General features: G+C 62.9%; 31 protein-coding genes. 17 read left to right on the forward strand and 14 right to left on the reverse strand.

Annotated features, from left to right (window positions below; all coding sequences use genetic code 11):
- Positions 1-70 precede the first annotated feature (70 nt).
- Positions 71-946, forward strand: coding sequence for an ABC transporter substrate-binding protein (locus V1283_RS14800; protein ID WP_334387205.1), 876 nt, complete (start codon positions 71-73; stop codon positions 944-946).
- Positions 947-980: 34 nt separating this feature from the next.
- Here V1283_RS14800 and V1283_RS14805 read toward each other — a convergent pair whose 3' ends face one another.
- On the reverse strand, positions 981-1,760 hold the full coding sequence (locus V1283_RS14805) for a cobalamin-binding protein (RefSeq protein WP_334393071.1): 780 nt from the start codon (positions 1,758-1,760) through the stop codon (positions 981-983).
- Positions 1,761-1,884: 124 nt separating this feature from the next.
- On the opposite strand from V1283_RS14805, the gene V1283_RS14810 reads away from it, so the two are divergent.
- Complete coding sequence (locus V1283_RS14810; RefSeq protein WP_334387206.1) at positions 1,885-2,283, forward strand: PaaI family thioesterase; 399 nt, start codon at positions 1,885-1,887, stop codon at positions 2,281-2,283.
- 2 nt (positions 2,284-2,285) lie between these two features.
- Here V1283_RS14810 and V1283_RS14815 read toward each other — a convergent pair whose 3' ends face one another.
- The 3 genes from V1283_RS14815 to V1283_RS14825 form a co-directional block, all read right to left on the reverse strand.
- Positions 2,286-3,335 (reverse strand): phenylacetaldoxime dehydratase family protein, encoded by a 1,050-nt coding sequence (locus V1283_RS14815; protein ID WP_334387207.1) that lies wholly within the window; start codon positions 3,333-3,335, stop codon positions 2,286-2,288.
- A 28-nt stretch (positions 3,336-3,363) separates the two neighbouring features.
- Positions 3,364-4,377 (reverse strand): carbon-nitrogen hydrolase family protein, encoded by a 1,014-nt coding sequence (locus V1283_RS14820; RefSeq protein WP_334387208.1) that lies wholly within the window; start codon positions 4,375-4,377, stop codon positions 3,364-3,366.
- A 170-nt stretch (positions 4,378-4,547) separates the two neighbouring features.
- Positions 4,548-5,501: a helix-turn-helix domain-containing protein gene (locus V1283_RS14825; protein WP_334387209.1), complete on the reverse strand. Its 954-nt coding sequence runs from the start codon at positions 5,499-5,501 to the stop codon at positions 4,548-4,550.
- A gap of 362 nt (positions 5,502-5,863) precedes the next feature.
- Here V1283_RS14825 and V1283_RS14830 point away from each other — a divergent pair, with 362 nt between their 5' ends.
- Complete coding sequence (locus tag V1283_RS14830; RefSeq protein ID WP_334387210.1) at positions 5,864-6,484, forward strand: GNAT family N-acetyltransferase; 621 nt, start codon at positions 5,864-5,866, stop codon at positions 6,482-6,484.
- A gap of 76 nt (positions 6,485-6,560) precedes the next feature.
- On the opposite strand, the gene V1283_RS14835 is transcribed toward V1283_RS14830, so the two are convergent.
- The 3 genes from V1283_RS14835 to V1283_RS14845 form a co-directional block, all read right to left on the reverse strand.
- Positions 6,561-6,863 carry a hypothetical protein gene (locus V1283_RS14835; RefSeq protein WP_334387211.1) on the reverse strand — a complete coding sequence of 101 codons (303 nt, stop codon included), beginning with the start codon at positions 6,861-6,863 and terminating at the stop codon, positions 6,561-6,563.
- A gap of 87 nt (positions 6,864-6,950) precedes the next feature.
- Positions 6,951-7,250 (reverse strand): putative quinol monooxygenase, encoded by a 300-nt coding sequence (locus V1283_RS14840; protein WP_334387212.1) that lies wholly within the window; start codon positions 7,248-7,250, stop codon positions 6,951-6,953.
- 27 nt (positions 7,251-7,277) lie between these two features.
- A complete protein-coding gene (locus V1283_RS14845) occupies positions 7,278-7,964 on the reverse strand; it encodes a DUF2161 domain-containing phosphodiesterase (RefSeq protein WP_334387213.1) in 687 nt (228 codons plus the stop codon).
- Positions 7,965-8,212: 248 nt separating this feature from the next.
- On the opposite strand from V1283_RS14845, the gene V1283_RS14850 reads away from it, so the two are divergent.
- Entirely contained in the window at positions 8,213-8,869 is a 657-nt protein-coding gene (locus V1283_RS14850) for a GrlR family regulatory protein (protein ID WP_334387214.1), read from the forward strand.
- Here the strand turns inward: V1283_RS14850 and fabG are convergent.
- Entirely contained in the window at positions 8,866-9,546 is a 681-nt protein-coding gene (gene fabG, locus V1283_RS14855) for a 3-oxoacyl-ACP reductase FabG (protein WP_334387215.1), read from the reverse strand. The genes V1283_RS14850 and fabG overlap by 4 nt on opposite strands.
- Positions 9,547-9,659: 113 nt before the next feature.
- Between fabG and V1283_RS14860 the strand changes: the two genes are divergently transcribed.
- The 3 genes from V1283_RS14860 (at position 9,660) to V1283_RS14870 (ending at position 11,468) form a co-directional block, all read left to right on the forward strand.
- Positions 9,660-10,391, forward strand: coding sequence for an SGNH/GDSL hydrolase family protein (locus V1283_RS14860; protein WP_334387216.1), 732 nt, complete (start codon positions 9,660-9,662; stop codon positions 10,389-10,391).
- A gap of 107 nt (positions 10,392-10,498) precedes the next feature.
- Positions 10,499-10,699: a hypothetical protein gene (locus V1283_RS14865; protein WP_057839937.1), complete on the forward strand. Its 201-nt coding sequence runs from the start codon at positions 10,499-10,501 to the stop codon at positions 10,697-10,699.
- 76 nt (positions 10,700-10,775) lie between these two features.
- Entirely contained in the window at positions 10,776-11,468 is a 693-nt protein-coding gene (locus V1283_RS14870; protein ID WP_334387217.1) for a hypothetical protein, read from the forward strand.
- A gap of 14 nt (positions 11,469-11,482) precedes the next feature.
- On the opposite strand, the gene V1283_RS14875 is transcribed toward V1283_RS14870, so the two are convergent.
- Entirely contained in the window at positions 11,483-12,229 is a 747-nt protein-coding gene (locus tag V1283_RS14875) for a tyrosine-protein phosphatase (RefSeq protein WP_334387218.1), read from the reverse strand.
- Between the two features lie 96 nt (positions 12,230-12,325).
- On the opposite strand from V1283_RS14875, the gene V1283_RS14880 reads away from it, so the two are divergent.
- Positions 12,326-12,643, forward strand: a complete 318-nt coding sequence (locus tag V1283_RS14880; protein WP_334387219.1) for an MliC family protein — start codon at positions 12,326-12,328, stop codon at positions 12,641-12,643.
- A gap of 93 nt (positions 12,644-12,736) precedes the next feature.
- Here the strand turns inward: V1283_RS14880 and V1283_RS14885 are convergent, their stop codons facing one another.
- Positions 12,737-12,934 carry a DUF2735 domain-containing protein gene (locus tag V1283_RS14885; RefSeq protein ID WP_334387220.1) on the reverse strand — a complete coding sequence of 66 codons (198 nt, stop codon included), beginning with the start codon at positions 12,932-12,934 and terminating at the stop codon, positions 12,737-12,739.
- A gap of 573 nt (positions 12,935-13,507) precedes the next feature.
- On the opposite strand from V1283_RS14885, the gene V1283_RS14890 reads away from it, so the two are divergent.
- The 4 genes from V1283_RS14890 (at position 13,508) to V1283_RS14905 (ending at position 16,990) form a co-directional block, all read left to right on the forward strand.
- Positions 13,508-14,545, forward strand: a complete 1,038-nt coding sequence (locus V1283_RS14890) for a glutamine synthetase beta-grasp domain-containing protein (protein WP_334387221.1) — start codon at positions 13,508-13,510, stop codon at positions 14,543-14,545.
- A 191-nt stretch (positions 14,546-14,736) separates the two neighbouring features.
- A complete protein-coding gene (locus tag V1283_RS14895) occupies positions 14,737-15,441 on the forward strand; it encodes a GrlR family regulatory protein (RefSeq protein ID WP_334387222.1) in 705 nt (234 codons plus the stop codon).
- Positions 15,442-15,446: 5 nt separating this feature from the next.
- Positions 15,447-16,133, forward strand: coding sequence for a substrate-binding domain-containing protein (locus V1283_RS14900; protein ID WP_334387223.1), 687 nt, complete (start codon positions 15,447-15,449; stop codon positions 16,131-16,133).
- 32 nt (positions 16,134-16,165) lie between these two features.
- Positions 16,166-16,990: a tetratricopeptide repeat protein gene (locus tag V1283_RS14905; RefSeq protein WP_334387224.1), complete on the forward strand. Its 825-nt coding sequence runs from the start codon at positions 16,166-16,168 to the stop codon at positions 16,988-16,990.
- 12 nt (positions 16,991-17,002) lie between these two features.
- Here the strand turns inward: V1283_RS14905 and V1283_RS14910 are convergent, their stop codons facing one another.
- Entirely contained in the window at positions 17,003-17,446 is a 444-nt protein-coding gene (locus V1283_RS14910) for a DMT family transporter (RefSeq protein WP_334387225.1), read from the reverse strand.
- A 138-nt stretch (positions 17,447-17,584) separates the two neighbouring features.
- On the opposite strand from V1283_RS14910, the gene V1283_RS14915 reads away from it, so the two are divergent.
- Complete coding sequence (locus tag V1283_RS14915; RefSeq protein ID WP_141686549.1) at positions 17,585-17,734, forward strand: hypothetical protein; 150 nt, start codon at positions 17,585-17,587, stop codon at positions 17,732-17,734.
- Between the two features lie 83 nt (positions 17,735-17,817).
- Positions 17,818-18,522 carry a GrlR family regulatory protein gene (locus V1283_RS14920; RefSeq protein WP_334387226.1) on the forward strand — a complete coding sequence of 235 codons (705 nt, stop codon included), beginning with the start codon at positions 17,818-17,820 and terminating at the stop codon, positions 18,520-18,522.
- A gap of 16 nt (positions 18,523-18,538) precedes the next feature.
- Here the strand turns inward: V1283_RS14920 and V1283_RS14925 are convergent, their stop codons facing one another.
- From V1283_RS14925 to V1283_RS14935, 3 genes are read right to left on the reverse strand one after another with little or no spacing between them, the layout of a single operon-like run.
- Positions 18,539-18,739 carry a hypothetical protein gene (locus tag V1283_RS14925; RefSeq protein WP_334387227.1) on the reverse strand — a complete coding sequence of 67 codons (201 nt, stop codon included), beginning with the start codon at positions 18,737-18,739 and terminating at the stop codon, positions 18,539-18,541.
- Entirely contained in the window at positions 18,736-19,839 is a 1,104-nt protein-coding gene (locus V1283_RS14930) for a PepSY-associated TM helix domain-containing protein (protein ID WP_334387228.1), read from the reverse strand. Before V1283_RS14930 ends, V1283_RS14925 begins: the two co-directional genes overlap by 4 nt.
- 57 nt (positions 19,840-19,896) lie before the next feature.
- Positions 19,897-22,176 (reverse strand): TonB-dependent siderophore receptor, encoded by a 2,280-nt coding sequence (locus tag V1283_RS14935; protein ID WP_334387229.1) that lies wholly within the window; start codon positions 22,174-22,176, stop codon positions 19,897-19,899.
- A 320-nt stretch (positions 22,177-22,496) separates the two neighbouring features.
- On the opposite strand from V1283_RS14935, the gene V1283_RS14940 reads away from it, so the two are divergent.
- The 3 genes from V1283_RS14940 to V1283_RS14950 all read left to right on the forward strand — a co-directional run bounded on the left by V1283_RS14940 (position 22,497) and on the right by V1283_RS14950 (position 25,529).
- Positions 22,497-23,372, forward strand: coding sequence for a S1C family serine protease (locus V1283_RS14940; RefSeq protein ID WP_334387230.1), 876 nt, complete (start codon positions 22,497-22,499; stop codon positions 23,370-23,372).
- The gene (locus V1283_RS14945; protein WP_334387231.1) at positions 23,369-23,746 is read left to right on the forward strand and encodes a response regulator transcription factor; all 378 of its coding nucleotides are present in this window, start codon (positions 23,369-23,371) and stop codon (positions 23,744-23,746) included. Before V1283_RS14940 ends, V1283_RS14945 begins: the two co-directional genes overlap by 4 nt.
- A gap of 160 nt (positions 23,747-23,906) precedes the next feature.
- The gene (locus V1283_RS14950) at positions 23,907-25,529 is read left to right on the forward strand and encodes an ABC-F family ATP-binding cassette domain-containing protein (protein ID WP_334387232.1); all 1,623 of its coding nucleotides are present in this window, start codon (positions 23,907-23,909) and stop codon (positions 25,527-25,529) included.
- Positions 25,530-25,552: the final 23 nt, after the last annotated feature.

Here is a 25,552-nt window from a genome sequence, read left to right on the forward strand (position 1 = left end):
AGTGACGTCCCTCGGGTAGGCTGCTGTCAAATAGAAACTCAAAAAATGACGCGCTTCACGGAGATATGCCATGAGCAAATTCGTCATCGAACCGCACTTTCGCCTGCAGGAATGGGTTGCGGAGGAGAGGGGCTATTTCCGCGCCGAAGGCCTCGATTATGAATTCCGCGAATTGATCCGCTCGACCGCCGGCCAGCATCACAACAAGGCCAACGAGGGCGCCTTTCAGAGCATCGAGAAAGGGCGCGCAGCCGATGTCAGCTGCGCCTGCCATTGGACGGTGAACGTGGCGGCGTCGAACGGCCATGCCAAGCTTTACGCCGACGTCTACTCGGTCGCGCCATCAGGGATTTTCGTGCCCGCGGATTCCCCGATACGCACCCCGCGCGATCTGGCCGGCGTGCCGATTTCGGTCGGTTTCCAATCGGGTAGCCATTACTCGACCATCCAGGCGCTCGAGCAGTTCATGCCTGCGGGCGAGATCAACCTGACATTCGAAGACGGCATGCTGTTTCATCGAATGGCGCAGTTGATCGAGGGCAAGAGCCCCGCCGCGGCGCTCTTCAATGGGCCTTATTATCTGGCAGAGCAATTGGGATTCCGCAAAGTGATCGATACCACATTCATGATTGCTGCCATGATCAAGGGCACGGTCGATCCCGAGGATGTCAGGCGATACTTCCGCGCCTTGCGGCGGGCGCAGCGCGACATCGATTTGCGGCCGGAGCTTTACACGCACTACTACAAGAACGAATTTCCCGAGCGTTTCCACGCCATGATGGAAACGCGCAGTTGGGGGCCGGGCGAGCGGATCGTGTTCGAGACCTATTCGAGGGAAGTATTTGAGCAGTCGTTCGAGTGGATCGCCGAGCACGAAATTTTTGCGGAGGGGCGAATGGGATCGGGAGAATACGATCGATCGACTATTTCGTTTGCCGCGGGGTAATTAAGCAGAATGATACCGGACGTTGACAACGTCTTCATTGCCACAACGCCGCGACGATCGCATCGAGCCCGTCGGTCAGCGCCGCTGGCCCGGGCTGCAGGATGATCGGCGACTTGATCTCGACGATGCGGTTGTTGCGCACCGCCGGGATGTCACTCCAGCCCGGACGCTGCCGGATGCGATCGGGCACGACCTTCTTGCCGCACCAGGACGCGAGGATCACGTCGGGGGCGGCCTCGCGCACCACGTCCGGCAATATGATCCGGTCCTTGGCGGCCTGCTGAAACCGCAGCTTTGGCAGCGCGTCCTCGCCGCCGGCGATCTCGATCAGTTCGGATACCCAGCCGATGCCGGAGATCAGCGGATCGTCCCATTCCTCGAAATAGACTTTTGGTTTTGGCGAAGGCCGGGGTGTCGCCGCGATACGCGCGAGGCGCTCCTCGAAGCTCCTCGCGAGTTGATCCGCACGCTCCGCCGCGCCGACGATGGCGCCGAGCGTGCGGATCATCGCGAAAATGCCCGCAATGTCGCGCTGGTTGAAGACGTGGATGGCGATGCCCGCACGGACCAGGTCGGCAACGATGCCGGCCTGCAGGTCGGAGAAGGCGAGCACGAGATCAGGCTCGAGCGCGAGAATTTTCGGAATGTCCGCAGAGATGAAGGCGGAAACCCGCGGCTTCTCGCGGCGAACTCCTGGCGGCCGCACCGCATAGCCGGAGACCCCAACGATACGATCCTGCTCGCCGAGCAGATACAGCGTCTCGACGGTCTCTTCGGTCAGGCAAACGATCCGGCGGGGTGGGAACTGGCGCATGGAGAAGATATGCCGAATTCCCTGCGCCATGTCACGGCAGCCATTACCTCAGAGGTCATTGCCTGATTTACCGGCAGCATCCATTCTGTCTGAGAAATAGCTTGAAAGAAAAGCCGGAGGACTGATGACGCCGCTCGAAAAAATCCAGTCGATGAAGATGCCGTTTGCCGAATTGAAGGGGGTGACCTTCACCGAGGCCGGAATGGGTCGGGTGGTGGCGAAGATGCTGGTGAGGCCGGACCTCTGCACGCTGCGGAACACAATTCACGGCGGCGCCGTGATGGCGTTCGCGGATTCGGTTGGGGCTGCGGCGACCGTCATCAACCTGCCCGCGGACGCCAAGGGCACCACTACGATCGAGAGCAAGACCAACTTCATCGGCGGCGCCAAGGAGGGGTCGACGGTGATCGCGACGGCCACGCCAGTGCATCGGGGACGCCGCACCCAGGTATGGCAGACGCGGCTGGAGACCGAGGACGGCAAGCTGGTGGCAATCGTGACACAGACCCAGATGGTGCTGTAGCCTCAGGCCGCATCCACCGTCTGCACGGCATTCAGCATCCCGGTTTGCGGATGACAATCCACATATTCGAAGAGCTGCTCGTCGGCGCGGGCGACGGTGACCTCGTGGTAGAGCCGCAGTTTTGCGGCCGGCCCGAGCGTCGACAGATATTTCATGGCGGCGCCGAAAATCCTGACATGGGTCGGGTGGGATTCAGCCCAGCGTTCCAGCGCCGACAGGCTTTTCCACCAGCTCATGCCGTAGGATTTTTCGGTTCTCCCGCCGTCGCGGCCGACGACCGTCATGTAACGGTTGGCGTAGCAGCCGATCGAACGTCCCTGGTCGCGCAGAAAATCCATGCCTTCGCGCAACACCGGCTCGACATCGCCGAGGTACATCTTGCGTTCGGCGGATTCGGTGTCGCCCCAATCCTGGCCGGACCGGATCAGGCAGAGATTGTCATGCGGGACGATGCGGATGCGCGCGCCGTCGCGGATCGCGCGGGGCGCGCCCGAAGGTGCCATCTCGCTGGTTTGGGACAACGGGATGCGGTCGCGCATGCCGCCCCAATAGGCGTGCTCCAAAACCTCGCCGCTCATGCCGTCGGCGAGAACGGCAACGCCTTCGGGTCTGTCGAGGGAGGAGAATAGCGTCTCATAGCCTTCGACGGACGGATACAGCGCCTCGATGAAGGTGCCGAACCCGTTGTTGGTTCGCTGGTTGCCGGTCCAGCGCTCGCGTGCGGCCGGAAACCAGCGATCGAATTTTTGCCGGTCGTCCCAGTACGCCACCGTGACGACGTTGGTGAAACCGGCCTCGTCGACATAGCTCGCGCGGTCCCAATGCGTTGGGCCGTCAGCCGCTGCAAATTCCGAAGCGAGCCGGACTAACGCCTGTTCTGCGGCGACCGGCGGCGCGCCGCGGGTCTGAAGGCCGAAATAGGCCATCACCACCCGCGTGACGCTCGGCTTGTGCCGAGCCACGAAGGACGGGTAGGGCGGCGCATAATCGTCGCCGACGCGGCGGTGACGCGTACGCGCGGTTTGCAGATGCTCCGGGATCGCGGATTCCATGGGCCTGCTCCTTGTCAGAATGGAAGCCTCAGGCCTGCAGCCTGATTTCGCGCATGACCTCGGCATCGACGGGAAGCGAGAAATGCTCGACGCGGTTGGCGCGCGTGGTGTTGAGCAGCAGCCGTGTAACGTCGGGCCTCGAATAATGCCCGGCCGGATCCGCGGCGTTCTTCGCTACCCCAATCATGCCGAGATCGATATCGGCGTACAAAATGCCTTCCTGGTCGGGCGGGAGTTTATCGGCCAGCGAACTGCCGTCCGGTCCGTAGATCACGGCGTGGCCGCCGCCGCCATGCAGGAAGGCGTGCTTTTCGGGGGAGTCGCAGAGTTCGTCGATCATCGTCTGCGAGACGACTGCGCAGGGGCCTAAGAAGAAGCACGAGCCTTCCACCGCATAGACCTTGCTGGCGGCGTTGTTGACCTCATGGCCGAGCGCATGCGCGAATGGGTCGTACAGCGAAAAGCTGGGCCATGCGCCGACATGCACCTGTTCGTTCTGGGCGTACATCGCGAATTTCGACAGCGGCTGCAGGTGCTCCCAGCAGCACAGCGCGCCGAGCCGTCCGACATCGACGCGATCGTGGACCGCGAGATCGCTGCCGTCGCCTTCGCCGAAAACGGTGCGTTCGGCATGGGTCGGGCGCAGTTTCCGGCGCTTGGCGATGGTCTCGCCGTCGGGGCCGATCAGCCATTGCGCTATATAAAGGCTGCCGCCGTCGCGTTCGGACAGCCCGAGCACGGCGGTCAATTTGGCGCGCTTCACGGCGTTGCGGATCTTCTCCGCCTGCGGGCTGTTGAACGCGAGCGAGTTGTCAAAATAGCGCTGCACAAAGCCGCGGCCGATCGCCCAGGCGGGAGCGCCAAGCCAGATCTGCCACGGATATCCGGGAATGAAGGTCTCGGGAAAGGCGATCAGCTTCGCGCCTTGCGCGGAAGCTTCCTCGATCAGCGCGATGGTCTTGTCCACGGTGGCATCGAGGTCGAGAAAGACCGGCGCCGCCTGAACCACCGCCACCTTGTATTTCTGATGAACCAGACCCATCGCATCAATCCTTTCGCGTTGGAGGCCGACACTCGCTGGGTCCAAAGCTTACAGCCATGGCAACGCGCGCCGCTTGTCCGCGGCGGCACGAAAACTTGTCTTAATCGGCAGTTGGACGGCCGAGCGACGCCTGACGCTTGTGACGTGACGGGAGGGCCGGGTGGAAGGTGTTATTGGCGCGGCTGCTCGCGCCATTCGCGCGGCGAGACGCCGAACCGCTGCTTGAAGATGCGGCTGAAATGGGCGAGGTCGTTAAAGCCCCACGCGAAGGCGATCTCGCCGATGTGCCGGGCTTGGTGGGCGGGGTCGGCAAGATCGCGCTTGCAGCGCTCCAGCCGCTGCGTCTGCACGTAGCCGCGGAACGAGGTCTGCTCGGCGGCCATCAGATCACTGGCGTAACGCGGCGAGATTCCTGTCGCCGCCGCAGCGCGCGGCAGCGATAATTCGGGATCGGCGAGATGCGTCAGGATATGATTCTTGAGGCGATAGAGCAGCGCCGACCGGTGAACCGACTGGTCCGGCAGGCGCGCATGCAGCCTGTCGGCCAGCGTCATCGCGAGCAGGTCGAGCGTCTGGTCGAGCAGGCGGCTTGCGGCCGCGGGATCGACCTGCTCGATCGTCCTGCTCACATTGCGCGCGAAATCATAAGTCAGCCGTTCGAGCGGACGATCGCCCGCGAACGTGGTCGCGGTCAGACCGTCGAACGAGCCGACGCGCTGTTGCAGCAGCTTGCGCGGCATCTGGAAGATGGTCTGCGAAAAGCTGTCGTCGAAGCGCAGTTCGTAGGGGCGGGTGGTGTCGTAAATGACGAATTGTCCGGCGGAGACGATCGCCTCGCGGCCGTCCTGGAAGACGCCGTTCACGCCGCTGTTGCCGAGCGCCATCAGCACGAAATCTTCGCTGGCGCGGGCGATTCGCGACGGCGTGCGGAATACCCGCTGGGCGGTGGAATCGACCTGCGTGAGCGCGATCGGTCCGATTCTGGCTTGCGACACCGAGCCCCAAAACGCGCCGCGCATGTCCGATTTGCAGTCGAGCCCGACGAAAGTGTCGCAGACGATGTCCTGCCACACCGTCAGCCGGCGTTCCGGAAGGCAAGAACTGGTGTCGAGCACGACAGCCACGACGGACCTCCACGAACCATCCGAATGTGTCGTCTAGAGCTTTGGTTCTGATTGAGTCAGAACCAAAGCTCTAGATTCTTATTTTGACGCGTTTTCTTCACGCGAACCGATATCCACTTCGCTCGAAAACGCTATGAAGGCCTTGGTTTGTTCAGAAATAAGCAATCCCCGTGCCCAGTCTGCGCCGGGTGGCGAACCTTAACAATTGGTTAATGAATGTGCCGCTAAGTCGCTGCAATTACTGCCATTATTTAAGGCAGTATACGGACAATCCGGGCTTGAATTTCATGTTGCGATGCACAATATAGGTGGTCTAGGGATTCGACGCCTCCTCGAGGGCTTCTCTCAGAGGAGTTTTGGATATGTACCTCACCCATGTCGCGGCCGCGCTCGCCAATAGCAGCGTGCGCACGCTGAGCCAGCAGGAAGAATTGCTGCTGTTGCGCGATCACCTGCTGCGGCTCGACCGCAACAGCCGTCGCGACCGCTTCCATGGCTTCATGGACGACAGGTTCATCGAGCGCTACGCCGAGAAATGTGCCAATGACGGCACGACCATCATCGCCTTCTTTGAAAACGGCGTGGTTCGGGGGGCGGCGGAACTGCATCCGCCGGACCAGTCACCGGATTCGCTACCCGAGATCGCGTTCAGCGTCGAAGCGTCGGTGCGGCGGCGGGGTGTCGGCAGCATCCTGTTCCGCAAGCTGATGACGGTAGCGCGCGCCAAGGGCTACAAGAGCCTGCGGATCACGACCGGTGCGCAGAACGAGGCGATGCGGGCGCTCGCCAGCAAGTTCGGTGCGCAGCTTGTGTTCCGCCACGGCGAATCGACCGGCACCATCGATCTGACAAAGCAAGACCAGACAGAACTCGCGACAACCTGGGCTGACAGCACGTTCAATGCGGCACGCACGGTAGCCAATTTGAACCGCGCCTACTGGCAGATGTTGCTTCGGGTGTCGGGCTGGAGCCGCGCCGCCTGAGCGGGGCGTTCAATCAGGGCAATTCGCCGGTTCCTGATCCAGCGAATTGCCCTGTATCATTGATGTCCTGAGCTTCTCAGGTGCCGGTGCGCTTGTCGTTGCCGAATCGCCTGACGACGCGGCGCTCGACCACGACGGCGCGCTGGGCGCCTTGCTCGCCCGCAATGATGCGGGTGGCCGATCGCGCGACTGCGCGGCCGGTCTTCTTTACTTCAGCCAGCACTTCCTCGTAGGGCAGGCCCATCAGCGCGGCGGCGATTTCCGCCTGCTGCTGCTGATCGTCGGTGATCCCCACCGCGGCGAAGATTGCCTCCTCCAGCGTCGGCGGATCCCGCCGGACGCGCCGTGTGCCGTATTTCGTGTTCCAGTCTTCGCTCATAGGGGCCTCGCATATGCTTGCGGAGATACCTAGGTGCCCTCATGTTGCATTGCAATACGAATTTGGCATGGCAATACAGCCATGCACCTACAATTTTTCCAGCCTGGTAGCGTCATACAGTTCGATGGTGGTGGCGGCTTCCGCAAGCGCCTGCAGCGATCGGACGAAATCGCGCGAAGCGGGGACGGCAAAATGCGCCAGCAGGGCGGCGCGATCGGCCCATTGCTCGAAAAACACCAGCCGCAGCGAATTCTCGCAATCGACATGGACGGCGTGGGAGATGCAGCCGGGCTCGGTGCGCGAGCGACGGACATGTTCGAGACTAAGTTTCCGCACCTCGTCAAAACTGTCCGCGCGGGCGGTCACACTGCCGGTCACCACGATCATGTTGTCCTCCCGTTTTTGTCGCAGCTTTCAAGGCGCGGAATTGCCGGCGGCGCTCAGGTCCAGCGGCTGCTGCGGCCAGCGTTTCAACGCGGCATGTCCGGCGTCGGTCAGCACGTAGATGCCGCGCTCGGCGCGATCGAACCAGCCATAGACATTATGCAGCAGGATTTTTCCGGCGTCGGGAATTTCGGTCCGCAAATCCTTCACACGTCGGGGCCCGCCTGACAGCGCCGCGGCGCAGGCCAGCGCCTGCTGCCGATAGGCCGTCATGATCGGCGCGCGCGTCGAACCGCCCATCGCCGGATCGCCCTTGCGCTTCTGATGCTCCGCGACCAGCCGCGATCGCTTTTTCGGATTGCGGCGAGGGGCGGCCGTCGCAGGCTGGACGATCACCTCGACATCGCCCGTGTTGGTGACCGCCAGCATGCCGAAACCGAGCCGGCGGCAGAGATTGCGATACCGCGCGTCGCTCTCGCGGCCCTTGCCACGGGCAGATAATTTGGCCGCGAGCCAGACCTCGTCGGCTGCGCCCGCGCGATCCACCGCTTGCAGGATCAGTTCCAGGTTGAAGACAAGCTTCAGCTCGCCGATCACCACGATCGGCGGGTCGTCGCCACTCAACGCCACCAGATCGCAACCCCCGACCTCGCCCTTGACCGTGAAGCCGAGTTTTTCCAGGAAGCGTTTGACGGGAAGATAAAGCGCGGTTTCCAAAAATTCGCTCCGGCGGCGCGTCTGGCCGCGACTCAATCGCGCAGACTCTAGCCGAATTCGGGCAAAGCGTTTGATCGGGTGGTGCGCTAGCGGCTATTCTAGGCTCCGGGGACAAGGCCAACGGCAATTGAGGGAACTTTGCGATCGATCGTTCGCGGGGCACTGGCCTTTGCCGATTCCGGAGCAAGCAGGGCGTGCAAGGACTGTACAAATTTCGTTTCACCACGGAACGCGGGGAAGGTTCCGGCGTGATTTTCGCCACCGAGGGTGGCAGGCTCTATGGCGGCGATACCGGCTCCTCGTTCGTAGGCCACTTCAAAGAGGCCGACGGCGTCATCTCTGCCGAATGCTTGATGTCGCGCCACTACCACGACCCCCGCTATGTCCCGATGTTCGACGTCGACAACATCGCGCTGAATTACACAGGCGTGCGCTGCGGGGAGGAAATTCATTTCGAGGGCGGCAGCGCAGCCTTGCCGGGCTTCCGGTTCAAGACCGTGCTGAGCCCGATCAACGACGCCGACGCGCCGCCGCCCGGCACGGTCGGCGCGGACGGGATCCGCAACGGGCTCTATTCAATCCACATCCGCATGCTCGACGGCATCGATGCCGGCAACAGCGGTGTCATGTTGCTGCATGACGGCAGCATCAGGGGCGGCGATGCGTTCTTCGACTATATCGGGGCGTACTCGGCGGCGAACGGCAGATGGAAGGGCGAACTCGTCAACCGCGAGCATACGGCGGCCAAGGGCGACCGGCCGCTGTTCGGCGGCCATGAAGTCGGCATCGGTTTTTCCGGCACGTATGACGGCGAGGGCGCGGAAGGCGAAGCCACCGCGCTCGCTGGCAAGCGCAGCATCCGCTTCAAGGCAGTGCTGCGAAAGCTGGTGGATGTAGAGGGTTAAACCCTCCCGTTCACCGGCAGCAGCGCGCCGGTGACGGCGCTGGCCGCGTCGCTGGCGAGGAACAGGATCACGTCGGCCAACTCCTTCGGCGTCACCCATTTGGCGAAATCGGCTTTGGGCATGCTGGCGCGGTTGGCCGCGGTGTCGATGATCGACGGCAGCACGGCGTTGACCGTGATCCTGCCCTTGAGTTCGGTGGCGAGCGCCTCAGTGAGGCGATGCACGCCGGCCTTGGAGGCGGCGTAGGCGCCCATGCCACTGCCTGCCTGCAGCGCGCCCATCGCGCCGACATTGATGATGCGCCCGGTGCCCGAAGCGACGAGATGCGGGATCGCCGCGCGCGATGCATTCAGCGCGGTCGCGACGTTGAGCGCGTACATCCGTTGCCAGGTCCTGGGATCGCCGTCCGCCACGGTCTCGAAGGCAAAGCCGCCGGCGATGTTGATCAGCGCATCGAGCTTGCCGAAATGCGACGCCGCGGCGTCGATTGCTTTCTTGGCCTGGGCTGCATCGGTGAGGTCGACGCCGCCGAGTTCAAACAGGTCGGCCGTAGCCGGGACCTGCGTCGGGGCATGGTCGACGCTGGCAACCCTGGCGCCGCCCGCCAGCGCTTCGTCCGCAACGACCCTGCCGAGTGCGCCCAGCGCGCCAGTCACGACAACGACTTTTCCGTCCATGATAGGTCTCCCGGCAGACGGCCAATTTCGGGGGTGAAAATAAGTTGCATTGCTCGGCGAAATTGCGTCCAAATATCTCTGACCATTGATCGCTCCGACAACAGGGCAGGCATATGGCAGAAACTCCCCCGCCTGGCGATACGCTGCAGGATATTGTGGGCTTCAAATACCCGCTTCCGAATCTGGCGCGAAGCCTGAAGCAGCGAAACACCAAAATCGTTGCCTTTGGTTCCTCGTCGACGGCCGGCACGCGCCTGGTCGTGCCCTATCCGGCCTACCTTGAGCTGATGTTGAGGAACGAGTTCGGCACCGAGATGACCAGCGAGTTTGGCAAACGGATGATCAACGTGATCAACCGGGGAGTCGGCGGCGAGGAAGCGTCGACCGAGCTGCCGCGCATGCAATCCGATGTGATCGACGAGGCGCCGGCGCTGGTGATCTGGCAGGTCGGCACCAACGCCGTCTTTCGCAACACTGTGCCCGAATTCGCGTTCGAGAAAGTCTTCGCCGCCATTGCGGAGGGGCTGGATCGCCTGGCCAGGATTCCGGCGGATGTCATCTTGATGGACTCGCAATATACCACCGCCGTCGTCGAGAAGCCCGAGAAGAAGGAACTCTCAGACACGATGGTGAAAGGCGTATCCGAGCTGGCTAAGGCCGCCGGGGTCGATGTATTTCGTCGTTACGCCCTAATGGAGCATTGGCAGAAGACCATCGCGATGCGGGAGTTGATCGATCCGGCCGATGACCTCGTACTGCATTTGAGCGACTGGGCGACGCGGAACGTCACAGAGGCGCTGTTCAATCAAATCAAGAAGATGGTGAAAGCCGCCGAAGTTACGTAGGACTACGGGATCAGGCGGAATCGATAAAATTTGCCGGAGTTCTGTAAGCCGTTTTCAGAACCCGTTCGGTACAACCCGGCTACCAACAGAAGGTAGGGGAATTTGTCATGGGTTTGCCGGATCATGGTTTACCGCTTGTTCAGCTTAAGGAGCAGCGGCGCGACCTGGTCGTAGCGCTGCAAAATCGCAGCGGTCCGGTCTCGAGCTGGGAATTGATGCAGATCGCTGCGATACAGCAGGCAATCTCGGCATTCGAGGACGTCATCGCCGATCTCGATGCCGAAATGGAAATGGAAGCGGCGGCCTGAGCCCGTAGCGAGCCTCACGGCCGCCAAATCCGTCCGCCGCTTTACGAAGCAGGCGGCCGGAGCTTAGGATCGAACCGTGCGCACCGCTCTGACATTTCCGGTCGTTCTCCTCGCATTGTACGCGTCGCAAACGGCCGCGGTGCAGGGAGAGCCCTGCATCGCCGATCAACGTGGCAGCCTTGTCTGCGGTACGGGCAGCGGCGCGCTGCGCGTGTTCACGAACACCACCTCGCCATCAAAAAATTATGCGTTCGCCTGGCGGACCGCGCATGGCCTGCCATCCGGCAACCAGACTCCCAACGACGTTGAAAACGTCCTGATCCGTGTCACCGATGGCGCGGTGCTTGCCACGCTCGGCGGCACCTATTGGGAGACCGGCGAAATGCGTGCGAACCGCTACGATCTGCTCGCGGCCTGGGCGCCCGACAGCCAAGCCGTCATCGAGGTCGCGAACAGCCGCTGGGACAGCGATTCCTTTGCCTATTACCGGATTGACGGTGCAACCGCGACCAAGCTCGATCTGCGTGCGCTGGTCGAGCCGGTCATGACGGCCAGGCTGCCGCCGCGAAATCGCCAGGGCAATTCCTTCCGCGTGCGTGAGGATCTGCCGGTGACGCTCGATGCGCGCGGCCGCGTGCGCTTTACTGCCATGCTCTATGTGCCCAAGGGCGAAACCAGCAACGACTATAAAGTGCAGGTCAACGTCAGGACGACAGGCGGCAAGCCGTCTGCGCAGGTCGTATCGATGCGCCGGGTGAAGGCGGATTAGGTAAACCTTGCAGATCATCCTTGCAGATAGCGCGCTTCGAGATGGGCACGTTCGGCGTTGCCGAGACCGAGGCCATCGCGAAGATAGCTTTCGAGATCGCCATAGTCGACGTCGATGGCCTCGAACGCGGCGGCGAGGAACGATGCCTGCACTGAACCCAGCACCTGCTTGATCTCGTCGGGCAGGTCGCTGCTGTGATTGGGATCCCTGCGGTAGAATTGATTGGTCAGGAGATAGTCTTCCGAGATGATGTCCTCGGAAACGCCGAGCGTGTGCAGGATCAGCGCGCATGCAAAACCGGTGCGGTCCTTGCCGGCGGTGCAATGGATCACCAGCGGCGCGCGATCTTCCAACAGATGCGCAAACAGTGCGCGGAAATGCTGCGTGTTGTTCTGTACATAGCCGCTGTAGGAATCACGCATCACCTCGACGGCGTGGTCCGTCGACAGCGGCGTGCCTGATGCCGCGATGGCGCGGAGCGCCGCGACCACCGTGGGTTCGACCGGCAGCGAATGCACGGTGATTTCAGGCATGCCGCACAGGGCGGCGGCGCGTTCCTCGGTGCCGCGAAAGTCGAACGCGCTGCGGACGCCCAGCTCCCGCAGCACGGAGACATCGTCATCGGTGAGATGGCCGAGGTGGTTGGAACGAAAAATCTGCCGCCAGCGCACGGTCCGGCCGTCGCTGGTCGGATAGCCGCCGATATCGCGGAAATTGCTGGCGCCGGAGAGCTTGAGATGGCGGGTGGGGGTCACTGACATCGGCTGGTTCGGATGATCTCAGACGGCGGACAAGGGCGGGAAGGGCATGTCGTTCGCTCCCGTCTCGTCTATACTGAACTCTGCAAGGGGCGAAACATGAATTGTCGCAGAAACACGATTTTTGGCGTTGCGCTATGCGCCGTCGCGATGGCAGCCGCACCGTCGGCCGCGTTCGCACAGTCGACTTTCCGGAACTATAGCTGCGCCGACGGGGCGCAATTCATCGTCGGGTTTTTCCAGTACGATTCGCGCGCCCATCTGCAGCTCGACGGCAAGGCGCTCACTCTGCCCAAGCGCGTGGCGCTGTCGGGATCGCGGTATCAGGCGAAGGGCGTGACCCTGAGGATCACCAAGGCCGGGGTCACAACGCTCAAGCATGCCAAGCGGCCGATCACCACATGCGAGCAGACATGAAAAAGGGCCGAAACGGCGTTGTTCCGACCCTTTTTTAGTTCACCGTCCGCACCTCATTGATCGGGCGCGTCCCTGTCAAACACCACCCGCACATCAGTGGTCGCGCCCGTTCTTTTCGTCCTCGATGGCGGCTGCGTGGTACCAGCTGTCGCTGCACGCCGCGAGGTTGGCCGGCGGAGCGGCAAACTCGGTCTTGGCTTCGCCATAGCGACGTCCCCCGAGCGCCGCACGGCCGCCGGTCGGGAATTGGTAAATCCTGGCGGACCCTTCATTCACACCTGTATTCATCATGTCAGTCTCTCCTTGCGCCGAAGCGACAGCCTCCATGGTGCGCCCGACTCGTTCTCTACTGGTTACGTAAGTCGATATTGTCGGTGCCCCGAGCGGGTGCAAGTGACCAAGAGATCGGCACGTTCTGGCTATTTCATAGGCATTTTGGGAGTTGCTTTCTGCGAGGCAGCGGGCGGATGACCAACGCGTGAGCCGGCCGCATGGTTGCCCCGATAGGTCGGCATCCTTCGCGGATGCCTCGAAGGGGTGCCGCGGCTTTAATCGCGGAGCCACCCGCAAGCGAAAATGCCGGAGAAATGGGCTGGATTCGGACAGCAAACCTGCCGCTGCACCGCCCGTTTTGCAGGCCTGCCGCGCTGCTATGTCGCAGCTTTTATTTTCGCCGCCGGCCGAGCCGCCCTGTGGATAGCCTCTCCCGCAGTGCAGCGATTGGCACGTTAAATGCTTAGTAAGACGTGGCCTGACGTGGCCGGGTACACGTATGTGCGGAGACCTCCAGGGGGCTGGGCGTCAAAATCCAGATTTTCAAGGCTTCGGTTTCCCGCATTCCACTAGCAACTCAAGAGAGGCTCAATGACCAAGTACAAGCTCGAGTATATTTGGCTCGACGGCTATACGCCGACGCCGAGTCTGCGCGGCAAAACGCAGATCAAGGAATTCGACAAGTTTCCGACGCTGGAACAGCTTCCGCTGTGGGGTTTTGACGGCTCCTCGACCATGCAGGCCGAAGGCCACAGCTCCGATTGCGTGCTGAAGCCGGTCGCCGTCTATCCGGACGCTGCGCGGGAAAATGGCGCCCTCGTCATGTGCGAAGTCATGATGCCCGACGGCAAGACCCCGCACGCCTCGAACAAGCGCGCAACGATTCTCGACGATGAAGGCGCCTGGTTCGGCTTCGAGCAGGAATATTTCTTCTACAAGGACGGCCGTCCGCTCGGCTTCCCGTCGGATGGCTATCCGGCGCCGCAGGGCCCGTACTACACCGGCGTCGGCTACTCGAACGTCGGCTCCGTCGCCCGCAAGATCGTGGAAGAACACCTCAACCTCTGCCTCGCCGCCGGCATCAACCACGAAGGCATCAACGCCGAAGTGGCGAAGGGCCAGTGGGAATTCCAGATCTTCGGCAAGGGCTCCAAGAAGGCCGCTGACGAAATGTGGATGGCGCGCTACCTGATGCTGCGTCTCACCGAATCCTACGGCATCGACATCGAGTTCCACTGCAAGCCGCTCGGCGACACCGACTGGAACGGCTCGGGCATGCACGCCAACTTCTCGACCAAGTATATGCGCGAAGTCGGCGGCAAGGAGTACTTCGAGAAGCTGATGGCTGCCTTCGAGAAGAATATCATGGACCACATTGCGGTCTACGGGCCGGACAACGACAAGCGCCTGACCGGCAAGCACGAGACCGCCCCCTGGAACAAGTTCAGCTATGGCATTGCTGACCGCGGCGCCTCGATCCGCGTTCCGCACTCCTTCGCCAACAACGGCTACAAGGGCTATCTGGAAGACCGCCGTCCAAACTCGCAGGGCGACCCCTACCAGATCGCGTCCCAGATCCTGAAGACCATCGCGGAAGTCCCGACCGGCGCCAAGGCGGCCGCGGCCTAAGGAACTACGACATGACCCGGGGGCGCCCGGGGCAAAAGCTGATCCGCCAAGGCGAAACCGCCTTGGCGGATCATTACGTTTTGATGACACGGCCTCTTGATGAGGTCGATTCACATGGGCCGGTTCAAGACCGTTCCCCTGCGTTATGAACCGCGCTAGACAACGGCCGTGGGCCTGCCGGGGACGCGGCATTGTTTGAGGGATTCTACAAAGTCAGGTTTCAGCTTGGCGCTGCGGTCGGCCGCAGCGTGATGCATGCGCGCGACGGCAGGATGCTGGGCGGCAATTCGGCATTTGCCCATATCGGCACGTACGAAAAGCGCGACGATGGCGTCGACATCGTGATCCAGACCGTCCGCCACAACCCGGATCCGAATTACCGCGCGATGGCCGGCACCGACGATGCCACCCTGCTGGCGAGGGGCAGGGCTGACGGAGACCTCTATCGTTTTGAAGGGGGCTTGAAAGAACTGCCCGGCGTGCCGTTTCACTCGGTGATGACGCCGATCGAGCAGGACGCCGTACCGATCGCCGGCGGTGTCGGTGAGGGGGGCATCGTCAACGGCCTCTATTCCATTCATGTTCGCCTGCTCGACGGCGTCGAAGGCGGCCTGACCGGTGTGATGCTGCTCAATGGCGGGCGTATCCTCGGCGGTGACGCATCCTTCTACTATGTCGGCACCTACACGTCGGAGAGCGGCCGCTGGAAAGGCCAGATCCTCAATCAGGAACACACGCCCTCCATGGGCGAGAATCCCATCTTCGGCGGTCATGAAATCGGCATCGGCTTTTCCGGCACCTGCGACGAGGAAGGCGCGCTGCTGGAGGCGACCGCGCTCGCCGGCAAGCGCAGCCTTCGCATGACCGCGGTGCTCAAGCTGATGCACCGGGTGTAGCGGCGATGAGCGACGCCATCCGCGTGCTGTCGACGCTCGCGTTGAAGGGCGCCGTTCATGGCCTCGCCGGCCAGTATCAGGCGGCCGGCGGCGCACGCATCGACGCCGATTTCGCTCCGACATTGGCGCTGCTGGAGCGGCTGCGCGCAGGCGAGGCAGCCGACGTGGTGATCCTGACCCGAGAGGGGCTCGACGAAATCACTCGCGAAGGGCGGATGGTCGCCGAAAGTTGCGTGGATCTCGCGCGCTCCTGGGTCGGCATCGCTGTGAAAGCCGGGGCGGCCCATCCGGATATTGCGACTGAGGCTGCGCTGCGCACAGCGCTGCTAGGCGCGCGTTCGGTCGCCTATTCGCGGCTCGGCGCCAGCGGCATTCTATTCGCAAGACTGCTCGAGCAACTCGGCATTGCCTGCGACATCAACGCCCGCGCAGTGATCATCCCGCAGGGCTTTACCGCCGAGCGGCTCGTGAGCGGCGACGCCGATCTCGCAGTCCAGCAGATCAGCGAGTTGAAGCAGATCGGCGGCATCGAGGTGGTTGGGCCCATTCCATACGAACTGCAAACACCTGCGGTGTTTTCGGCGGGACGAATGGCGGCAACGAACAAGCCGGCCGAGGCAGACCGGTTGCTGCGGTTTCTTGCGTCGCCCGAGGTCGCACCGGCGTTGCGCGAGAGCGGGCTGGAACCTTGAATTTGCCGGCGCGCCGACGCAACCTGCGCTTTATGAAGAGGGCGCTCCAAGTCCTGCTGATCGTCGTCGTCGCCGCAGCCTCAGCGCAGGGCCCGGCCCATACGCAATCGGCTGATCTCGTGCTGTGCGACCGTGTTGCGGCCGATCCCGCCGACCCCGACAAGCCGGCCGACGCGAAGGGCGTGGCAGATATCGCGGCTTCCGACGTCGCCATCGCCATCAAGTTCTGCAAGAACGCCGCGGGTTCGTCGCGCCGGGCGATGTACCAGCTCGGGCGGGCTTACGCCGCCAACCGGCAGATGCCGGAAGCGATGGTGGCCTGGCGCAAGGCGGCCGACAAGGGCTCGAGCTCGGCCATGGTCGAACTCGGCGTGCTCTACGGGACCGGCGCGGGCGTCGCTCGCGACGTGGCGCAGGCGCGCAAGCTGTTCGAGCGCGCGGCCCAGGCCGGCAATCCGCGCGGCGTCAGCAACCTTGCCGCCCTCGGCGGTGGAGCATCCTCCGATCCGGCGCGTGGGCGCGAACTGCTGTCGAAGGCCGCCGAGACCAATGCCGAGGCGCAGTATCAACTCGGCATGATGCTGGCCGAAGGCAATGGCGGGGCCAGGGACGACACTGCGGCCCGCGCGCTGTTCGAGAAGGCGGCGGCGCAAAATCATCCCGGTGCGCTCGAGCGGATGGGCGCATTCGCGCAGGAAGGACGCGGTGGACCAAAGGATTCCGACGCCGCCAAAGCCTACTATCAGCGGGCCGCCGCCCTTGGCGATGAGGATGCGAAGAAAGCGCTCGAGCGGCTCCGCTGTCCCTATGCGATCAAGGACAAGCGCGGCAACGTGGTGACGAATTTGTGCTTCTGAGACGCCCGACGATCACTCCCGGATCAGGACGACGCCGGCGATCAGCAGCACGGCGCCTGCCAGCCGCGCGGCGCCGATGGGATGCGGCGTCAACCCGAATGCACCGAAATGATCCAGCGTAACGGCGGCGAGCACCTGGCCGGCGATGACCAGCGCAAACAGCGTGGCCGCGCCGAGCGAGGGCAGCAGCAGGATCGCCAGCAGGATGAGGGCGCCGCCGAACACGCCGCCCGACCACGCCCACCACGGCACATCGGCGACGCTCGTCCACGACGGCACCCGCTCGCGGAGCGCGATCACCGCGACGATCATGGTGATGAGGCCGCCCGCATAGCTGATCAGTCCGGCCCAGGCCGGCGACCCCAGCGCCGTGCGCAGGCTGCTGTTGAGCAGCTGTTGGGTGACGACGCTGACACCGGCGCCGAGCGCGAGGACATAGAGGAAGAGATGCTGCACCGACGCCCCCAATCATTCCGTGCCGGCCGAGCGGTCCGGCATTGCAAGGCCTAAAGACAACGCGAATAGCCGGCCCGGAACAAGAGGGCCCGTGGTCCAATTATTACGGAAGGGGCTCGTCAATAAGCGGTGCTTTCCATGATCCGAAAACTGCAATCCGGCGAATACCGGCTCTATTCCCGCAAAATCAACCCGAAAACCGGCAAGCGCCGCAACCTAGGAACCTTCAAATCCCGCGCGGCGGCGGAAAAGCACGAGCGCGCCGTGCAGTATTTCAAGCGGCATTGAACCTGCGTTAAAACGCGGCTGGTTCCGGGCTTCCGGCGGTGCTATGCCCCCGCGAGATAATTCGATAGCGCGGGACACCTTCGTTGCTGAACGGGCTCTACAAGGTCGAGTATGGCGTAAACGACGCGTTCGGCCGCAGCATCATGTGCATGCACAATGGCAAGCTGCTGGGCGGCAATTCAGCCTTCGCCCATCTCGGCACTTATCAGGAGTGCGGCGGGGAAATCCTCGGCGAAGTCATCACCCAGCGTCACAATGACGATCCCCACTACAAGCCGCTGATGGACACCGACGTGGCCGCCATCAGCGTGCGAGGCAAGCTGCAGGACAACAAGATTCGTTTTGAAGGCCGCGCCGCGCCGCGGCCGGGCGCTCTGTTCTGGGCCGAGTTGACGCGGCTCGACGATGAGGCGCTGCCGCCGGTCGGCACCGTCGGTCAAGGCGGCATTATCAACGGGCTCTATTCCATCCAGCTTCGCGCACTCGACGGCGTCAAGGCTGGCCTGTCGGGCGTCATGCTGCTGCTGGACGGCCGCATCCTCGGCGGCGACGCTTTTTTCTATTATCTCGGCTCCTATTCCTCGGCCGACGGCCGCTGGAAGGGCGAGATCCTCAACCAGGAGCACACGCCGGCGAAAGGCGAAAACTTCGTGTTCGGCGGCCATGAGGTCGGCATCGGCTTTGCCGGCACCTGCGACGAGGCTGGCGCTGAACTCGAAGCCATTGCGCTCGCGGGAAAGCGCAGCCTGCGGCTGGCCGCCACACTGAAGCTGATGCGGTCGGCGTAGCGGCGCGGATCTCGGCCTAGGCGCGCTTTCGCCGCGCGAAAAACCATGCGGTGAGGGCGACAGGTGCGCCGAGCGCGAGCCAGGAAAAGTAACGGCCGGGACCTGCGGACAACAGCGCGCTCAGCAGCCCCGCAATCGCGAGAACGCCGAGCAGGAGCGGGCCACCATACACGGTCGACCAATTGCCAGTCGATCGGGATTTGCGTGCGGCGGTCATTCGGACGGCTGCAACAAGGGCTGCCCCGCGATGGCGTGGCTGCGATGCTTGCGGCGTTTGACGACCCATAGATAGAGCCCGCTGCCGATCACGATGATGGTCATGACATCGAGCAGCGCCCAGATGATCTTCAGCGGCATGCCGCCATAGTCGCCGAAATGCAGCGGCTGCGAAACCAGCAGCGCCTTGAGATAGACGGGAAGGTCGCGCGCATCGGACACTTCTCCGGTCTCGCCATCCAGCAGCACCGGCTTGAGCAGCCGCGACGTCAGCGGCGTGTCGCCGCGCATGAAGACAGCGAAGTGATGCGAACTCGTAAAGGGCGTGCCTGGAAAGGCGACGAACGAGACATTCATCCCGGGCGCGGTGTTCCGGGCTTTCTCGAGCGTGGCGTCAAGCGAGGCGAGGTGCACCGGCGGCGGCTTGCCGGCATAGGGCTTGACCATGTCGGCGAGTTCGGTGGCTTTCCACTGGCTCAGCATCACCTCGGCGAGCGTATTGATGACGCCGGTAGCGCCGACCACCAGCGCCCAGGCGATGGTGATGGCGCCAAGGAGATTGTGCCAGTCGAACCAGGCAATGCGCCGCGACTTGTCCCTCAGCGTGCCAAAGCTCAGACGGCGCGTGAACGGCCAGTACAGCACGACGCCGGAGACGATCGCGATCAGGAACAGAAAACCCATCGCGCCGAGGAACAGCTTGCCGGGTTGGCCCGCAAACATATCGACGTGGAGTTTTAGGAATATCAGCATCGGGCCGCCACCGACCGAGCCGAGTGGCTTGGCGGTGTGTGCGTCGTACGCCCTGAGCGTCGCCGCGTCCGGGTCGCCGTCGACCTTGTTGTTGGTGAAGGCGATCACCGTGTTTGGTTCGTCCTTGTCCCACAAAATGTATTGCAGCACCCGGCCGGCATCGTGCGCGAGCGCCGTGCGGGCGATCTCGTCGATGCTCCGCTTCACCGCGCCAGGCTGGGCAAGCTCGGGTTTCGGATCGTAGCCGAGCAGTTCGTCGATCTCATGATGGAAGATCAGCGGCAGGCCAGTGACGCACAGCAGCAGCAGGAACAGCGTCGATATCAGGCTGCTCCAGGTATGAACCACCGACCAGATGCGAACGGTTCTGGCTTTCAGCGAGGCCTCCTACCGATTACGCCCGCGCTACCACTTGTATGCGAGGCTCGCCGTCACGCGGCGCCGGTCACCATAAAAGCACGACGTATCCGACGCACAGCTTGCGACATAGATCGTGTCGGCGATGTTGATGACGTTCAGCGCCGCACGCCAGTTTTGCCATTCGTAGTGGACCGCCGCGTCGCCAAGCACCACAGACGGAACCACCAGCGTGTTCGCGATATCGGCAAAGGATTTTCCGACATAGCGCACGCCGCCGCCAAAGCCAAAGCCTCGCAGCGGTCCCTCCTGGAATGTGTAGTCAGCCCAGAGCGATCCTGTCTGCTGCGGCGTGTTGGTCGGCGTCAGGCCTATCAAGGCCGGATTTGCGTCCTTGCTGGTGAAGAGATCGTAGGTGGTGAACGCGCCAACCATCTTCAGACCCGGCGCGAGATTGGCCACGGCCTCGAGTTCCAGGCCGCGCGAGGTCACCTCGCCGGTCTGGTTCTGCAGCGTAGGCAGGATGACCGGGACCGTCGTCGGCACGTTTTGCCGCTTCAGGTCGAACACGGCGATGCTGAAATGGCCGTCGAAACCGGCAGGCTGGTACTTCAATCCGATCTCGGCCTGCTCGCCGGTTTCGGGCAGGAACAGCTGGTTCGACGCGTTGAGACCGATGATCGGATTATAGCTGGTCGCATAGGCGACATAGGGCGCGAGGCCGTTGGCGAAATTGTAGATCAGGCCGGCGCGTCCGCTGAACTTGCTGTCTTCGCGATTGTACAACGTGGCCCCGCTCGGACGATCGCCCTGGCTGGTCGAGACCCAGTCATTGCGGCCGCTCAACACCAGTGTGAAGCCGCCGAACTTGATCTGGTCTTGGATGTAGGTGCCGAGTTGATTCTGAGTCAAAAGGAAATTGCGGAATGGCGCGGAGCCGGTGAACGGTATGTCGCCGACGCCATAAACCGGATTGAACGCGTTGATCGAGGGAACAGTACCAAAGGCGAAGATCTGATAATCATCGATCCGATAGTTTTTCAGATCTAGGCCGAACAGCATCGTGTGCTGTACCGGGCCGGTATCGAAACGATACTCCAGCTGGTTGTCCAGATTGCCTTGGTTGGCGGTGTTTTTTGCGTACCAGTTGTAGCGGCCGATGTCGCCGGTAGCGAGGGTGGTATAGTTGTTGCCGATGAAACCGCGATAGGTGAGGTCGACATGGGCATAGCGGGCGTTCTGCCGGAACGTGAGGCTGTCGGTGAGATTGCGCTCGAACTGATAGCCGAGCATCTCCTGTTCCCGCGTGAACTTGTCGACGCTGGGGTCGCCCACGAACAATTTTGTCGGGATGCGGCCGAACGGGGCGTTAATGACCGTTCCCGTATAGGGTAGGAAGTTGATGCCGCGGGTATCGGTCTTCGAGGCTGACGCCAGCACGGTGAACGTGGTGTCCGCATCCGGCTTGTAGGTAACGGACGGCGCGATGAAATAGTTGTTGTCGGGCGTGAAATCGACCTGGGTGCCGCCGTTCTGAACCTGCCCGACCACGCGGTAGAACAACTGGCCGTTTCCGGGGGCGGTCGCGACCGGGCCGCCGAGATCGAACGACAGATAGGCGTTGCCGAAATTGTTTACGCCGGTTTCGATATAGCGGATCGGCTCTGCCGGCGGCAGCTTGCTCACGGCATTGACGATGCCGCTCGGGCTTGAGCCGCCATACAACACGGCCGAGGGACCGCGCAGCACCTCGACGCGGGCGAGGTTGAACGGGTGCAGCTTCCAGCTTGCATAGGACGTGTAGAATAGCTGGAGACCGTCCAGGAACAGTCCGATATCGTCGGACTTGAAGCCGCGGATCAGGAACCAGTCGTTACGCGTGTCTGCGCCGAATGTTCCGGCGACAACGCCTGGCGTGTAGCGCAGGACCTCGTCGAACTTTCCGGGCTTCTGGTCGCGAATCTGTTCGCTGCCGATCACCGACAGCGACTGCGGCGTCTCCATGATCGGCGTATTGGTCTTGGTGCCCGCCATCGAGCGGCCGGCGACGTAGCCTTGGACGGCGCCGCGCGGGTTTTCGACAACGATTGCCGGCGCCGCCTCTCGTTTCGGTTGGGGCCTTCGCGAAGCGGCCGCGCTTCGCGCCGCCGGGCGCGGGCTACGCCGCGTCGTTGCCGCGGTGCGCTTCTCAGGCGAAGTGACGACGACTGACGGGAGTGATTGCGACGCGGAGCCGGAATTCGATTGCGCGAACGAGGCCAGCGGCCACAACGCCAATACGGACACGGTCGCCGACGCGGCGACCCCCAACAAATCACGAGACTTCAAAGCGTCACCCCAACCTGCGAGCACTTGTCGCGCTTTCAGGAAACTTGGCAGCGCAACCCCAGGGGGACGCATAACGCGAGGGACGTTGATTCCTCTAATGGAAAGGTTCTTAGAGTCGCTCTTAGAAAATTTCTAAAAATTGGTGCGGAAAATTGCCCCACGCTGCAACACACGCGTTAGCTGAAGGGCCGGAGCATCACCGCGATATCGGTTCCCTGATGATCCGCTCGTCGTCAAAAGCATTGCGCCTCCCCATCAGGCTAGTTCCCGAACGCAATCAGAACTCCCAGATTGGATCAAACAATCCAGGAGTTCCTGCCATGACCGACCCGAGCGCAACCATCCTTTCCTCGTTCTCCTCTGCCCTTGCCGAACTCGTCGCCCGAACAAAGCCCGCGATCGTCTCGGTGCATTCGCGCCGCTTGCGGGCCTCGGGCTTCGTCTGGAAGCCCGGCCTGATCGTGACGGCCGACGAGGCATTGGCCGACGAGGGCGAGGTCTCCATCAAACTTGCCGACGGAACGACGCGGCCGGCCAGTATCGCGGGACGCGATCACACGACGGACATCGCGCTGCTGCGATTCGAGGACAAGAACATTGTGCCGGTCGCGCTCTCATCCGTCGTTCCGGAACTCGGCTCGCTGTCGGTCGTGGTCGCCGCCGAGCACGGCGTTCCCACCGCGGCGCTGGGTACGGTATCGCTGGTTGGCGGCCGCTGGCGAAGCCTGCGCGGTGGTGAGATAGACGCCCGGATCGAGCTCGGCGTGCGGCTGCGGCATAGCCACGAGGGCGGCCTCGCGCTCACCGCCTCCGGTGAAGTGATCGGTATGGCTGTTGAGGGGGTGCGACGTGTTCTTGTCATTCCCAGCGCGACAATCGGCCGGATCGCAGGAAGGCTTGAAACCCATGGCCGGATCGCGCGGGGCTATCTCGGGGTGGGGCTGCAGCCCGTCAAGCTTGACGATGGCATCGGCGCGATGGTGATGAGTCTCGATAAGTCGGGCCCTTCGGCCGCCGCCGGCATCCGGCAAGGCGATATTATCGTCGCCTGGAACGGCGAGAAGCTCTCCGGCGTGCGCGCATTGTTACGGGCGCTCGGACCAGACAGCGTCGGCTCGGTCGTTGACGTCACAATTCGGCGCGGTGGCGAACCGGTGCGGGTCAAGCTCACGATCGGCGAAAGGGCGGACGCGTGAGCGAGGAAGCTTCACAAGTTGTCGTGGTCGCCATCGAGATTACCGATCCCGTGCTGGCGGACCGGCTCGCATCGTTGCTCGGCGGCGTCGCCGGTATCCGTCTGGCGACACCGGGGGAGGCAGCCGCGGTGGCGCTCGTGTCACGTGAGGCGCAAGCCGCCCTCGAACCTGACGACATCGAGCTAACGCCGCGCGAACGCGACGTGCTGGTGCTGATGGCCGAAGGCGCCTCGAACAAGGCTATTGCGAGACAGCTTGGAATATCCGTGCACACGGCCAAATTCCACGTCGGATCACTGCTCGACAAGCTCGACGCCACCGGCCGCACCGACGCCGTGGCACACGCCGCGCGACGGGGCGTGATCCACCTGTAACGCCGCGCGCCCGGTGGCGAGCCAGCGGTTGCCGACGTCTTGGTATATAGTCCTAGAGGTGGGCGGATATCTGCTTCGGGAGTGCGGTCCGGAACCGCTTCCACTGGCGCGCCAGATGTCCTAAGCAGCGGCCGAAACGATTTCCCCCTTTCAGGCCCCAATGATCCGTCTCGATAACGTCAGCAAGCAAGTCGGCCACCAGATCCTCTTCATCGAAGCCTCCGCGGCCCTCCAGAAGGGCGAAAAGATCGGTCTCGTCGGCCCGAACGGGGCCGGCAAGACCACGCTTTTCCGGATGATCTCGGGGCAGGAACTGCCCGACGAAGGTCAGGTCTCCCTCGATCGCGGCATTACCATTGGCTATTTCAGCCAGGACGTCGGCGAGATGTCGGGCCGCAGCGCGGTGGCCGAGGTCATGGACGGCGCGGGGCCCGTGAGCGTCGTGGCGGGCGAATTGAGGGACCTCGAGGCCGCGATGGCCGATCCTGATCGTGCCGATGAGATGGAGGAGATCATCGCGCGCTATGGCGAGGTGCAGCACCGCTTTGAGGAGCTCGACGGCTATGCCCTCGATGGCCGGGCGCGCGAGGCGCTGTCGGGCCTTGGCTTCAGCCAGGAAATGATGGAAGGCGATGTCGGCGCACTGTCGGGCGGCTGGAAGATGCGGGTCGCTCTGGCGCGCATTCTCCTGATGCGCCCGGACGTGATGCTGCTGGACGAGCCGAGCAACCATCTCGACCTGGAAAGCCTGATCTGGCTGGAACAGTTCCTGAAGGGATACGAAGGCGCGCTCTTGATGACCTCGCATGACCGCGAATTCATCAACCGCATCATCAACAAGGTCGTCGAGATCGACGGCGGCACGCTCTCGACCTATTCCGGCAATTACGAATTCTACGAGCAGCAGCGCGCGCTGAACGAAAAGCAGCAGCAAGCCCAGTTCGAGCGCCAGCAAGCGATGCTGGCCAAGGAAATCAAGTTCATCGAACGCTTCAAGGCGCGCGCCTCGCATGCCGCCCAGGTGCAGAGCCGGGTCAAGAAGCTCGACAAGATCGAGCGCGTCGAGCCGCCGAAGCGCCGCCAGACGGTGGCATTCGGGTTCCTGCCGGCGCCGCGCTCGGGTGAGGACGTCGTCAGCCTGAAGAACGTCCACAAGGGCTATGGCAGCCGCGCCATCTATCGGGGGCTCGATTTCATGATCCGCCGCAAGGAGCGGTGGTGCGTGATGGGCGTCAACGGCGCCGGCAAGTCGACGCTGCTGAAGCTGGTCGCTGGCTCGACCGAGCCCGATGACGGCACCGTGGCGATCGGCAGCAGCGTCAAGATGGGCTACTTCGCCCAGCACGCCATGGACCTGCTCGACGGCGAACGCACGGTGTTCCAGTGGCTGGAGGATTCGTTTCCGCAGGCGGGACAAGGCTCGCTCCGCGCGCTCGCCGGCTGCTTCGGTTTTTCCGGCGATGACGTCGAGAAAAAATGCCGGGTGCTCTCGGGCGGCGAGAAGGCGCGGCTGGTGATGGCAAAAATGCTCTATGACCCGCCGAATTTCCTGGTGCTGGACGAGCCGACCAACCATCTGGACCTCGCGACCAAGGAAATGCTGATCAACGCGCTGTCCGAGTTCGAGGGCACCATGCTGTTCGTCTCCCACGACCGGCATTTTCTGGCCGCGCTCTCCAATCGCTTGCTCGAGTTGACGCCGGAAGGCCCTCATCTGTACGGCGGCGGCTACACCGAATATGTCGCGCGCACCGGACAGGAAGCGCCGGGGTTGCGGTCGTAGCCCGGATGGAGCGAAGCGCAATC

The organism is Bradyrhizobium sp. AZCC 2262, from assembly GCF_036924535.1.
In the GTDB taxonomy this organism is placed as follows: domain Bacteria; phylum Pseudomonadota; class Alphaproteobacteria; order Rhizobiales; family Xanthobacteraceae; genus Bradyrhizobium.

What these genes read in the sequence shown, in the direction of transcription:
- V1283_RS14800 (WP_334387205.1), top strand. Translation starts at nt 71, where the DNA reads ATGAGCAAATTCGTCATCGAACCGCACTTTCGCCTGCAGGAATGGGTT.
- V1283_RS14805 (WP_334393071.1), bottom strand. Translation starts at nt 1,760, where the DNA reads ATGCGCCAGTTCCCACCCCGCCGGATCGTTTGCCTGACCGAAGAGACC.
- V1283_RS14810 (WP_334387206.1), top strand. Translation starts at nt 1,885, where the DNA reads ATGACGCCGCTCGAAAAAATCCAGTCGATGAAGATGCCGTTTGCCGAA.
- V1283_RS14815 (WP_334387207.1), bottom strand. Translation starts at nt 3,335, where the DNA reads ATGGAATCCGCGATCCCGGAGCATCTGCAAACCGCGCGTACGCGTCAC.
- V1283_RS14820 (WP_334387208.1), bottom strand. Translation starts at nt 4,377, where the DNA reads ATGGGTCTGGTTCATCAGAAATACAAGGTGGCGGTGGTTCAGGCGGCG.
- V1283_RS14830 (WP_334387210.1), top strand. Translation starts at nt 5,864, where the DNA reads ATGTACCTCACCCATGTCGCGGCCGCGCTCGCCAATAGCAGCGTGCGC.
- V1283_RS14835 (WP_334387211.1), bottom strand. Translation starts at nt 6,863, where the DNA reads ATGAGCGAAGACTGGAACACGAAATACGGCACACGGCGCGTCCGGCGG.
- V1283_RS14840 (WP_334387212.1), bottom strand. Translation starts at nt 7,250, where the DNA reads ATGATCGTGGTGACCGGCAGTGTGACCGCCCGCGCGGACAGTTTTGAC.
- fabG (WP_334387215.1), bottom strand. Translation starts at nt 9,546, where the DNA reads ATGGACGGAAAAGTCGTTGTCGTGACTGGCGCGCTGGGCGCACTCGGC.
- V1283_RS14860 (WP_334387216.1), top strand. Translation starts at nt 9,660, where the DNA reads ATGGCAGAAACTCCCCCGCCTGGCGATACGCTGCAGGATATTGTGGGC.
- V1283_RS14865 (WP_057839937.1), top strand. Translation starts at nt 10,499, where the DNA reads ATGGGTTTGCCGGATCATGGTTTACCGCTTGTTCAGCTTAAGGAGCAG.
- V1283_RS14875 (WP_334387218.1), bottom strand. Translation starts at nt 12,229, where the DNA reads ATGTCAGTGACCCCCACCCGCCATCTCAAGCTCTCCGGCGCCAGCAAT.
- V1283_RS14880 (WP_334387219.1), top strand. Translation starts at nt 12,326, where the DNA reads ATGAATTGTCGCAGAAACACGATTTTTGGCGTTGCGCTATGCGCCGTC.
- V1283_RS14885 (WP_334387220.1), bottom strand. Translation starts at nt 12,934, where the DNA reads ATGATGAATACAGGTGTGAATGAAGGGTCCGCCAGGATTTACCAATTC.
- V1283_RS14890 (WP_334387221.1), top strand. Translation starts at nt 13,508, where the DNA reads ATGACCAAGTACAAGCTCGAGTATATTTGGCTCGACGGCTATACGCCG.
- V1283_RS14900 (WP_334387223.1), top strand. Translation starts at nt 15,447, where the DNA reads ATGAGCGACGCCATCCGCGTGCTGTCGACGCTCGCGTTGAAGGGCGCC.
- V1283_RS14905 (WP_334387224.1), top strand. Translation starts at nt 16,166, where the DNA reads ATGAAGAGGGCGCTCCAAGTCCTGCTGATCGTCGTCGTCGCCGCAGCC.
- V1283_RS14915 (WP_141686549.1), top strand. Translation starts at nt 17,585, where the DNA reads ATGATCCGAAAACTGCAATCCGGCGAATACCGGCTCTATTCCCGCAAA.
- V1283_RS14925 (WP_334387227.1), bottom strand. Translation starts at nt 18,739, where the DNA reads ATGACCGCCGCACGCAAATCCCGATCGACTGGCAATTGGTCGACCGTG.
- V1283_RS14940 (WP_334387230.1), top strand. Translation starts at nt 22,497, where the DNA reads ATGACCGACCCGAGCGCAACCATCCTTTCCTCGTTCTCCTCTGCCCTT.
- V1283_RS14950 (WP_334387232.1), top strand. Translation starts at nt 23,907, where the DNA reads ATGATCCGTCTCGATAACGTCAGCAAGCAAGTCGGCCACCAGATCCTC.